Raw genomic sequence first — 10370 nt, 5'->3', positions numbered from 1 at the left:
TTCTTGGGCAGATCATCATGATTCTTCTTCGTCAGGAGTTCATGCCCCGCGGTGGCAATCGAAAACAGTTCAGTCCGTGCCGGAATAAGTTTTAGTGCTGCTGTCATCTCGTCGGTGGACGCGAATCCGTCACGCACGCCATGAACGAAGAGCGCGGGAGTTTTGAGATCCAGGAAGTGGCCGGTACGTAACTCACTGGGCCGTTGTGGAGGGTGGAGCGGATATGAGAGTAGCAGGAGCTTCTCTACAAGACCGGATTCAGCCGCAGCGAGCATCGACGCCTGCCTTCCTCCATACGAATGACCGCCAAGAAAGATACGGCCCGTACCCTGTCGCCGCATGGAGGCAACTGCGGCTCGCAATCCTTGCTGGTCACGCTCCGCACTGCCACGAGGTGGAGGCCCATGCGGCCGCGACTGCCGGAAGGGGAGATCACAGCGAAGGACAGTTATCCCCGAGGCRCAGAACGCATCCGCCAACGCCACGAGAAGTGGAGCGTTGCAGTTCGCTCCGGCGCCGTGCGTCAGGATTAGGCAATCACCACCGGGATGAGTGGGGAGGTGCAGGTACCCTCGAACGGGCACTTCATTCGGCGGAGCGTCAAGAAACTCTCGACTGTTCATATCCACAAATTATGCACCGGTGTTCTTCGCCAACCCTAGTGGTGCGAGGGTTTACCCCCAACGAACACAGTTCGCTGAGCACCCCCGGTGGAGCACGCGGCAGGAAAAGGCGAGCAGGAAGCAGCTTGGTTATTGATTCTTCACGGTCTCACCGCGGAGAATCGACTATCGCGCTACGCGCGATTGTCTTGCTTAAGGGCACGGCTTCAGCCGTGCCGAATCAGGGTTTGAAAGATTTGCGGCTTTAGCCGCTGAGGTACGTGCTCTGAATGATTGACCTCAGCGGCTAAAGCCGCGTTCTTTGCTGATGTCACTACGGGACGGCTGAAGCCGTCCCCTTAAGCAAAGCATTCGCACCCTTGGTGCGAACTCACTGCACTACGTGCAGCGTTGAAAAGCAGGTCCTTCACGAATCACCCCAGCGAAGAAGTCCGCTGGGGACTCCGAACGTTCAGGATGACAACTTTATGACGAAAACTTCTAAGAAGCCACATCTGGCGATCATCTCGAAGCCTGCTCCTGCGCGTGGATGAAGACATCCACCTGCTGTCCCACATAGACAGGGAATTGCGGCGGCTCAAAGCGAAACTCCATCTGCAACACGCGCACATCGACGCGCTCGGAATTAGAGCCCGTCAGGTTCTGCTTGGGCACCATGTAAGGCACGATGCGGACAAACTGCATGGGGAACTGTCGCGTCGAATCGCCTTTCAGCATGGCGGTTGCGGTCGAGCCAGGAAGCACATGCGAGGCGTTGATCTCATCCACATCGACGCGCACCATCAGAGAGTCCGTGTCGCCGAACAGTACAGGGGATGTGCCGGACGTACTGGAGAGATATTCACCCACGCGGTTATTGATCTGCAGGATCTTTCCGTCCGCGGGAGCGCGTACCGTCATCTTGTCGAGCAGAACTTTCTGCTGGTTGCGYGTGGCGATCATCGTCTGCAGGTTCGCCTGTTGCTCCGAGAGCGCAGCCTCGGCATTGTGCAACTGCGCTTCAGCCTGCTTCAACTGGGCCGCGGACTGTTGCCACCGGGCTCGATCGGCATCACGCGTCTTCGCGCTGGTCATGTTTGCCTGGTCGGAGATAACCCCACCCTGATGCAGCCCTTCATTGCGTTCGGCAATCTGGGCAGCATCGTCATACGTAGCCTTCGCCGTATCCACAGCAGCCGTAGCGCTGTTCACGTTTGCCTGCTGCGTCAGGATATCGGCCTGAGCCGTCTGCACCATTGCGTGCGTTTTTACGACATTTGCCTCCGCCTGCTCAACAACAGTCCGCTGCTCGCGGTCATCGATGGTGTAGAGCTTGTCGTCACGGTGGACGATGTCGTTCTCCTTCACATACAGCATGCTCAACTGCCCCGATACCGGCGGCGCCAGATTGTAGTTGCGGTCTGAGGCTTCGACGATTCCTGTTGCCGCAATCGAGTTCTCATACGGAGCCGTGGGTGGCGCAGCCAGAGCCTTCTCATGCGGTACGCGGCGTGCCGAAGCCGTGACCCACGCGGCAATCAAAACCAATCCCAGCAACGGACCGACTATGCTTAGCCACTTCGTCATTGAATTTTCTCCTTACTATGAGCGGGCGTAAATTCATTCTCGTGAATGGAAAGAATCCGCCCATCCAGCATCTCGGCGATTCGATCACCGTAGGGAAAGATACGGCTATCATGGGTCACCACCACGATGGCCCGGTCGTTTGTCAGCGCCGTCGAGCGAAACATCTCGAGAATCATCTTTCCTGTTTCTCCATCGAGCGCCGCTGTCGGCTCGTCACACACAATCAGGCGCGGCTCGGTAATCAGAGCGCGCGCAATGGCCACGCGCTGCTGCTGTCCACCTGAGAGCTGCGAGGGTAGGAAATCCGCACGATCCGCCAGCCCCACTTTTTCGAGATACACCCGCGCCTTCGTTACAGCTTCCTCGAAGTCCACCTTGTGAATCAGTAGCGGAATCGCGACGTTCTCCGCCGCTGTTAACGTAGGCAGAAGGTTGTACTGCTGAAAGATGAACCCGATGTTGTCGCGTCGGAACTGTGTCTTCTCCTGCTGGCTAAGCTGATCGATGCGTGTCCCGAAGACGTCGACGTCACCCGATGTTGCATCCAGAATTCCCGCCAGCACACTCAGCAGCGTTGTCTTGCCGCAGCCCGATGGGCCTACTAACAGCAGCAACTCTCCGGTGTGCACGTTGAAGTCGACGTTGTCCAGCGCATGCACTTCCGTCGTGCCTACGCCAAACAGCCTGGTCACACCACGCAGGCAGGCTGCGTGCGTGCCGTTTTCTGTATCGCATCCATTAGCCACGGAACACCACCGCTGGTTCGAGTTTCACTACTTTGCGAATGCTGATCAGCGCCGACAGCAGACAGATCGCAATCACCGCCACAAAGCTGATCACCACCATGGGCCATGGCGTAGCGAAGGCAATCTTGCTGTCCTGCCCGCCTGCGATCAATCCGAAGATGCCGCCCAGCCCTGCACCCGCGCCATAACCCACCAGCCCCACCAGCAGCGCCTGCAGCAGAATCATCTTCGTCAGTGTCATGGAGCTGGTGCCCATCGCTTTCAGTGCGCCGAAATAGCGCTCGTTCTGCAGCGCGAACTGATAAAAGGTTTGCCCCACAATCGACATGCCCACCAGAAAGACCATCGCGAGCGAGATCCCGATACTGGCCGGAATGCCGGTGTTCTTCATGTAGTAGTCCATCGTCAGCCAGCGGAACTCCTGCTCGGAGTAAGCCGCCAGGCCTGTTGCCTGACGAATGCGCCGCGTTGCCTCGCTTACCGACACTCCGTCCGCCGGAGCAGCCAGCACATAGTTCAACTGCTTGCGCTGCTGCGGTGCATATTGCAGCGCGCGATCGTACGAGGCATAGACAAACGGATAGGAGAAGAAATCACGCGGCACATCGGCAATGCCGACCACGCGGGCCTGGTTGTCATTCATCTCGAAGACCTGCCCGGGCTTGGGATTATTCAGCTTCTCCGATTCCGCTCTGCCGATAATCACGGCCTGATCCTGCGTCAGCAGTTTCCCATTGCCTGAGATCATCCTCGGCCGGCCGAAAAAGGTATCGTTGTCCAGGCCATAGAGCCGCACCGTCTGATAGTTCCCATCCGGCAGATGCGCCGAGACCAGTTGCAACAGCAGCGGCACAGCCCACTTCACGCCCGGCACGCTGCGTATCCGCTGCAGATCGGTATCGAGCAGCGGTTTGCTCTCGTCCACGCTGCGCAGTTGCGGATCGCTGACCCAGATCGGCGCGCCGACAACCTCAACGGGCCGGGCCGTGCGCAGGATCAATCCACAGAAGATCGAGCCCTGCTGTAGAAACAGAAACGAAACGACAATCAGGCTGCTCACCAGCGTGAAATATTTGCTGCGGTCGCCCATCAGCATCTTGATTGCAATCCGCCACATGGCTAGCTAGCCCCTTTTCTCGCGCTCAAGCCCGAGCAGGCCAAGCGCGGTGAAATGTGCAATATGTTTTGACACCATCTCGATGTACTCCGGGCTGTGCGAATCAACTCCCGCAAGCACGCGGTAGGACGCCCGTGCCTTGAAGATGTGCAGACACTGCCCGATGATTCCCGAGATCGTCATGAACACGGTCGGCTGCGGAAGCCCAGGCGCCAGCATCAAGATCACCTCGTGCAGGATGGTACCTACGGGCTCAAAAAACTCTCGTATGACCGGCTCGAACCGGGGCTTGGCTGCTGACTGCTCCCGCATGACCAGATGGCTGTGCTTGGCTGCGGGCGACACCAGCAGTTCCAGAAAATCGCGGATACAACCGCGCAGCGCATCTTCCGCTACTTTGTGTCCTTTCTTCCGCTTCGCGAGATTGAGGTGCGCCTGCATCCGCGTGCGCATCTCGGCACAGGGAGCCAGGCACGCCCGCAGAGTCTCGGTATAGAGCGCATCCTTGCTCCCGAAGTGATAGCTCACAGCGGCTACGTTCACACCTGCCGCCGTTGCGAGATCGCGCACGCTCGTCCCCTCGTAGCCTTTCTCCGCAAAGAGCTCCATTGCCGCCTCGATCAGTCGTGACCGCGCGTCGTCTCGTTCTGTTACCTCGTTTAGGCGAACCGCTTTGGCCCGCGCCGTCTTTTTCGCCTTTTTCTTGATGACCATCGTGAATGAAACAATCGTTTAAAACAATTGTTTGAATAGTACTCGCGTTAAATCTCGGCCGCAAGAGCGACTAGAGGGATCACGCTATCTCAATGAGTTAGGGCATACCGATAAATTCGGGGTGTTCCTCGCCCACCCTAGCGTTGCGAGGGCGGGGCACCCGGGCAGAGAAGATGAGTAAGAAGCAGATTTCTCCGCTACGTCTCACCCAGCCGGCGAGCTGGCCGGGGGCCACGAATGCTCCGAAAATGACAAAGCAAAAAGGTGTCACATATCTAAGCGCTGAAGGCGCGCTCTATACCAGCCTGGGGCAACGCCCCAGGTATCAGGGTCTACAAGATGTTAAAGGGCTGAAGGCCCGCTCTATAGTTCTCAATGAAGGCGATGTCGATAACGCCCTAAGCCCCAAAGCCGCCAATCGGCAACACGAATCTGGCGCCTTAACCCATCACGTTTGATGAACCCGGCCCAAATATCACTTCGCCCCATACGCGGCGAGAAACACACGCACACTCTCCGCCACATGACGACGAAGCGCTGCAGGCTTAGGGATCGCGTCATCGCCCAGAAGCATCGCCCGATTCAGCGGCTCGGACATCACCAGCCAATTGAAATGCGACGCTGCGGCCTTCGGATCGTCAATCTTCAGCCGACCGCGTGCGGCGAGGTCTGTGAGGATCGTGGCAAAGATCGCCATGGCGCGCTGCGGTCCACGCTCATAAAGGACGCGCGCCAGCTCGGGAAAGCGGCTTACCTCTCCGATCACCAGGCGGCGCAACTGCATGATGGGCGGCGTAAGAACCACCGTCAACTGTCGAAGGGCGTACCTCTGAAGGTATTCCGAAAGGTCACCGCCCTCCGTGAGTTCAGRCACGTTGTTGTGGACTGTGTCTCCCGCCGTGCCGGTCATGCTGGTAACAATCCCAACAAACAAGGCCTCTTTGCTGGAGAACTGTTTGTACACCGTCTGCTTCGATACCTGTGCGATTGCGGCAATCTCATCCATGCTGGCGCCGAGATATCCGCTCTTCAAAAAGACACTCATCGCGGCTTCAAGAATCGCTTTGCGCTTCCTTTCGGAGTTGCCGGTCTCCTCCGCGAAGCTTCGTTGGGCGGATCGTCGGAAAGATGGCGAAGAAGTCTGTTTTAGGCGATGCGCCGATTCGCCGGAATATGCCCACGGAGAAGAGCCTGATCATGCAGGGTGACAAGGATCTTGTTGCTGAGCAGCGACGTTTGCTCGATTGGGTGGACCGCTTTGCGGCAGGCGGACCGGCCGGATGTACGACGCACCCGCACTGCTTCTTCGGACCCATGACCCCTGATGAATGGGCAGCCCTGGGGTATAAACATCTCGATCATCATCTGAATCAATTCGGCGTTTGATCCAGAACTCGACAGGTCCCACGGGAAACCCGGAGCATTTTCACTGTCCTTGGTGTCTAACTCACATATGACTCTTAGAGAGTGGGCTGTACGTATTGTCCGCTTGACGGTCGCGGTGGCTCTGTCCCTGGTGCTGATCGCGACTTTGGCTTTGCAGATTCAGCAGCGAACTTTGCGCTGGCGTGCAGAGCGGTTGTCCGCCGATATGCACCAGATTCGCCTCTACCAGAGCACCTGGACAGACGCGCAGCGGTTGATGCACCGCTGGGGCGGGTGGGGCCATTACGACGGAAGCTGCACGGCTGAAAGCTGCAAGTACAGCATCGAAATGGACAGCCTCGCCTTTTATAACCCGCGGGTTCCACGCCATGCCTGGTTGGACTGGCTTCTCACGCACGATCGATTCAATGTCTACCAGTGGTTAGGCGGCCGCGGAGCAGCCTTCAATGCCTCCTTCACGGTTCACAACGGGACCATCTGGCGGGAAAGCACCGCGATCGGCGTCAGCGTCCCRGGAAGGAGGATGAGAAGGGAAGGCGATTTCGACCTGACTCTCTCTATTGGCGCCGAGAGCTACCAGCGACTTCACAGGACACTGGAGAACCCGTTCGTTTATATTGGCGGCGCAGAGGATCTCGCCCAACATCCGTACTACAAAGTAGGAAGGCCGGGGGGCTGCATGATCAACTGCCAGATAGGAGTTGTTTACTACTCCACCCACACCCCACCAGCCGAGATCGAGCGTCTGACGTCGTATGACTTTTCCTGCTTTACCCGGTTTGCGCCATGCGCGGAGCTTGAAGATTTACTGCCCGCGGCCAAAGATTGGCATCTCTATAAAGAAGACGAGCTGAAACAACACTCTTTGCCGGAAAAGACCTGCGATGTTCCCGTCTGGGCGCTGGCGCGGGATGCCCGCTATGTTCTGGCCGTCGAGGCTCTCTCTACGAAGGTCGTGAAGGAAGGCGGGCACGATCGTGAGCTGGCAGAAGTCCGGGTTGTCGGCTCTATCAAGGAGCCTGCTCCCTGGCTGCCTGACGCTATCGTAAGTGCATACCCCAACATCGCAACGCCGCAAGCGGAACATCTGGTTCCCGGAAGACGATACATCGTGTTTCCCGTCGGAAATGATCGAAGGGATCAACTTGTGACCAAGGACTCGCCACTCAGGTTCGAACCATGCGGTGTGCGGGAAGATACTCCCGAAATACGAAGTGAACTTGAGAAGGGTTTTGCGCAGAACGATGCATTGCATCCTTAGTGCGATTCCGCTGTCATCAGCGGAGCGGCGCCAGGGTTCCCCGACCTTCAGCCCTTCAATCCCGCCAGGCTCGCGCGCCGAAACAGTAGACCTGAGGCGGTGAACAACACCACCAGGATGACATGCCCGATCACCATATTCCGCGCCATGTAGGGTGGCGCGCCGGAAGGCAGCAGCGCTGCAATCAGTGCGAGTGTCACCGCCATGGCGAACAGTGTGCGAGCCAACCCTCGCGGCTGCAGGCGTGCCAGCGAGGCTCCGACAATTCCCACCACGAGCACGCCAAAAGGCACAGCGCCACCAGCGCCACGCGCAGCATTGTCTTGCTCAGTTGTGTCATATGAGTTGCGTTCTCCCGAATGACTCCCACCGACGTCTCGAAAAAGATCCACAGTACGAACCTGAACAGTCCGCGATTGGCGTTGCGGCGCTCCAGGCACAGGTCGTCAAATGTCTGCGCCATCTCCTCGCTGAACCGCTCGCGGAAGCGCCGTGGATACAGCCGCAGCAGCATCGCATACCACGCCCGGTAATGCCRGTGCTCGACCTTCCCCATGCGATCGACAATATGTCCGTTACGGATATATTGTCAAGACGAGATTTGCTTATGCCCCACCCCCGGGGTCCCAGATGCTCCCACCCGTTCGAGCTTCGCTCCAATAGCCTCGGAAAAGCTGGAGCGGATTGCCGCAATCTGCAAGAATGGGGCATCGCATCCATCACATTTCCACCGCTGTAAGTTCTCTCACGAAAAGGAGAAAACGGTTGGACATTCATTCCACTGCGTCCTGGCCCGCACATGAAGACCGCAAGGCTGCCCTGGTCTGGCTTGCCCTGTTCTGGATCTTCGTAGGCGTCGGCTTCGGCTTCGATCTGCACAACTATGTCCATGAGCAACCGGCGGTCCCCACGATCGTCCACGTACATGCTGTCTTCACTACGGTCTGGCTGCTGATTGCCACCGGGCTTGTGCTCATGGTCGAAACCGGTAATGTCGGCTTCCATCGCCGTTTCGGGTGGTTTGCAGCCGGCTACGCCGCTCTGGTCCTTGTGATTGCACCCTGGTCCGAGCTCAGTTGGCAGGCGTTGAACCTTTCGACTCCCGGCACTCTGCCTCCCCAATTCCTTTCCATCGCCTTCAGCGGAGTCTTTTGCATGGCCGTGCTGCTGGCATGGGGCGTACTTATGCGCCGCAATACCGCTGCCCATCGGCGCGTCCTGATGCTGGCCACCATCTGCATCAGCGATGCGGGGTTTTCCAGAATGGCCGGTCTCTTTCTGCCTGCACCGGCTACGTTTCTCGGCACCTACCTGTTTTACGAGGGCGGTAATCTGTTCCTCATCCTTCTCATGTTTCTCTGGGACTGGAAACGTAACCGGATCATGAAACAGTTCCTGTGGGCAGCCTCACTCGTCATCGTTGTGGGCCTGACGGCCACGGGGCTCTACTTCAACGAAACATGGAAATCGATCACCCGCCTGTGGCTGGAGACCTGGGCGCGGCACATGCTGTAGAGCATTCGATAGGAATTTAGGGTATTCCTAACCCACCCTAGCGTTGCGAGCGTTCACCCCAACGAACACAGTTCGTTGGGGACCCCGGGGTGGGGCACCCGGGATAGGAAACTCCGCTAGAAGCGGTTCCTTCGCTTTGCTCAGGATGACAAAAGGAGGGGCCGCGGGTCTAAGCGCTGAAGGCGCGCTCTATACCAGCCTGGGGCAACGCCCCAGGTTTCAGTGCCCACAAGATATTAAAGGGCTGAAGGCCCGCTCTATAACTCCGCAGTGAAGAGGAATTTGTCGATACGCTCTAACGTCGCTTTGCTATCAGTCAGCGGTAACGCGGTTCTGGGGAAGTCGAGTGTCAAAGGTCGCGCGGCCGTAGATGCGGTCCAGGACCAGGTCCAGTGCCGCCTGAATCTGGCCGGACCATCCTGCAGCTTGCAGTTCGCGCCACGCCTGCTCATTGAGTCCGCCTGCCGTCGAGTACTCCCGGCTGAGCCTGCTGAACGGTTCTTCGGAGCGCTTCTCCGCGGCCTGGGCGAGGAGGAAGAATAACTCACCCACCAGGGCACGCGATGCTTCTGGCTTGAAACCACCTTCGATCAGCCAGTCGTCTACCGCTCCCATCATGCCGAAGTACGTGCCCATCAGCGAGGTGACAGCGCTGACCAGGTCGAGGTGTGCTTCTTCTTCAACTCGGATCAGACGGCCCAGCCCGTCGAGCAGCCGTGCGATCTCCTCCGACTGCGTGTAGAGCGTCAGCGGCCCCTGCCGCCCTGCAACCGGCGGCAGCGGGATTAGACGGGAGATCTGATTCGCCGGCGCCACCAGCGGGGACAACCGCTCGACGCTGAAGGTTGCGATCAGGCTGACAATCTTCTGGTCCGGCCGGAAGCGCAACGTGCCGAGGGCCAGCTCCGTCACCTGCGGCCGCAACGCGAGCATGACGATCTCGCTGCCGTCCACGACGGCCTGRTTATCGGTAGCGACCGTGACATCGGGATACCGCAGTGCAAGCCGCGCCGAAATGGCTTCGTTGCGAGGAGACAGCAGAATCTCGGCACGCCGTTCGCCGAACCCACACAGGCCGTTCGTCAGCGCCTCCGCGATGGTGCCCACACCGATAATGCCGATCTTTGGCAACTCACTCATAGAGTATTTCTCCTGTTGCTGGGTATCCCGGGAGGAGCGTGCAGTGGCGTTTTCATTGCGGAAAACGCCCATAGATGTACAAGCCCTGCACTACACCTACAGGAAAAATACTCACGGAAGGCTCCCTGATTGCGTGCTCATGCGCCTGGACTTGGAATCACGCCCAACTGCGTCATCAATCCCATCGTATCCATGAGGATGCGGGTGTCCTTGATCCTGCCCTTTTCCAGGCGATCGATCACGACGCCCCATACGCGGACCTGTCTCCCCGTTGGCGGCACTCCAAAGAATTCGCCTTGATG

Annotated in this window: 12 protein-coding genes; 3 read left to right on the top strand and 9 right to left on the bottom strand. The window is 58.3% G+C overall.

Translation table 11 applies throughout. From position 1 onward, the window contains the following. The 6 genes from AB4043_RS11270 to AB4043_RS11245 form a co-directional block, all read right to left on the bottom strand. A partial coding sequence (locus AB4043_RS11270; RefSeq protein WP_442307079.1) for an alpha/beta hydrolase family protein occupies positions 1-623 on the bottom strand: 623 nt, incomplete at its 3' end. A 501-nt stretch (positions 624-1124) separates the two neighbouring features. Then, a complete protein-coding gene (locus AB4043_RS11265) occupies positions 1125-2189 on the bottom strand; it encodes an HlyD family secretion protein (RefSeq protein ID WP_442303421.1) in 1065 nt (354 codons plus the stop codon). Further along, positions 2186-2935: an ABC transporter ATP-binding protein gene (locus AB4043_RS11260; protein WP_442303420.1), complete on the bottom strand. Its 750-nt coding sequence runs from the start codon at positions 2933-2935 to the stop codon at positions 2186-2188. The genes AB4043_RS11265 and AB4043_RS11260 overlap by 4 nt, the downstream gene beginning before the upstream one ends. Beyond that, entirely contained in the window at positions 2928-4052 is a 1125-nt protein-coding gene (locus tag AB4043_RS11255; RefSeq protein ID WP_442303419.1) for an ABC transporter permease, read from the bottom strand. Before AB4043_RS11255 ends, AB4043_RS11260 begins: the two co-directional genes overlap by 8 nt. 6 nt (positions 4053-4058) lie before the next feature. Then, positions 4059-4766: a CerR family C-terminal domain-containing protein gene (locus AB4043_RS11250; RefSeq protein WP_442303418.1), complete on the bottom strand. Its 708-nt coding sequence runs from the start codon at positions 4764-4766 to the stop codon at positions 4059-4061. 475 nt (positions 4767-5241) lie between these two features. After that, positions 5242-5826: a TetR/AcrR family transcriptional regulator gene (locus tag AB4043_RS11245; protein ID WP_442307081.1), complete on the bottom strand. Its 585-nt coding sequence runs from the start codon at positions 5824-5826 to the stop codon at positions 5242-5244. Positions 5827-5894: 68 nt separating this feature from the next. Between AB4043_RS11245 and AB4043_RS11240 the strand changes: the two genes are divergently transcribed. After that, positions 5895-6152 (top strand): DUF1569 domain-containing protein, encoded by a 258-nt coding sequence (locus AB4043_RS11240; protein ID WP_442307078.1) that lies wholly within the window; start codon positions 5895-5897, stop codon positions 6150-6152. A gap of 67 nt (positions 6153-6219) precedes the next feature. After that, the gene (locus AB4043_RS11235) at positions 6220-7413 is read left to right on the top strand and encodes a hypothetical protein (RefSeq protein ID WP_442303415.1); all 1194 of its coding nucleotides are present in this window, start codon (positions 6220-6222) and stop codon (positions 7411-7413) included. Positions 7414-7460: 47 nt separating this feature from the next. Here AB4043_RS11235 and AB4043_RS11230 read toward each other — a convergent pair whose 3' ends face one another. Beyond that, positions 7461-7706 (bottom strand): hypothetical protein, encoded by a 246-nt coding sequence (locus AB4043_RS11230; protein WP_442307077.1) that lies wholly within the window; start codon positions 7704-7706, stop codon positions 7461-7463. A gap of 472 nt (positions 7707-8178) precedes the next feature. Between AB4043_RS11230 and AB4043_RS11225 the strand changes: the two genes are divergently transcribed. Next, complete coding sequence (locus AB4043_RS11225; RefSeq protein ID WP_442303413.1) at positions 8179-8928, top strand: hypothetical protein; 750 nt, start codon at positions 8179-8181, stop codon at positions 8926-8928. Between the two features lie 312 nt (positions 8929-9240). Here the strand turns inward: AB4043_RS11225 and AB4043_RS11220 are convergent, their stop codons facing one another. Together AB4043_RS11220 and AB4043_RS11215 are read right to left on the bottom strand one after the other, a co-directional pair. After that, positions 9241-10068 (bottom strand): NAD(P)-binding domain-containing protein, encoded by an 828-nt coding sequence (locus AB4043_RS11220; protein ID WP_442303412.1) that lies wholly within the window; start codon positions 10066-10068, stop codon positions 9241-9243. A 137-nt stretch (positions 10069-10205) separates the two neighbouring features. Beyond that, positions 10206-10370, bottom strand: a 165-nt coding sequence (locus tag AB4043_RS11215) for an ester cyclase (protein ID WP_442307080.1), incomplete at its 5' end; no start/stop codon positions are given.

Source organism: Terriglobus sp. YAF25 (assembly GCF_052113305.1).
Lineage (GTDB): Bacteria > Acidobacteriota > Terriglobia > Terriglobales > Acidobacteriaceae > Terriglobus.
This window is presented reverse-complemented; position numbering and strand designations above follow the sequence as displayed.

Bases quoted from the DNA above. Each gene is read 5' to 3' on its own strand.
- AB4043_RS11255 (WP_442303419.1), bottom strand. From the start codon at position 4,052: ATGTGGCGGATTGCAATCAAGATGCTGATGGGCGACCGCAGCAAATAT.
- AB4043_RS11240 (WP_442307078.1), top strand. From the start codon at position 5,895: ATGGCGAAGAAGTCTGTTTTAGGCGATGCGCCGATTCGCCGGAATATG.
- AB4043_RS11250 (WP_442303418.1), bottom strand. From the start codon at position 4,766: ATGGTCATCAAGAAAAAGGCGAAAAAGACGGCGCGGGCCAAAGCGGTT.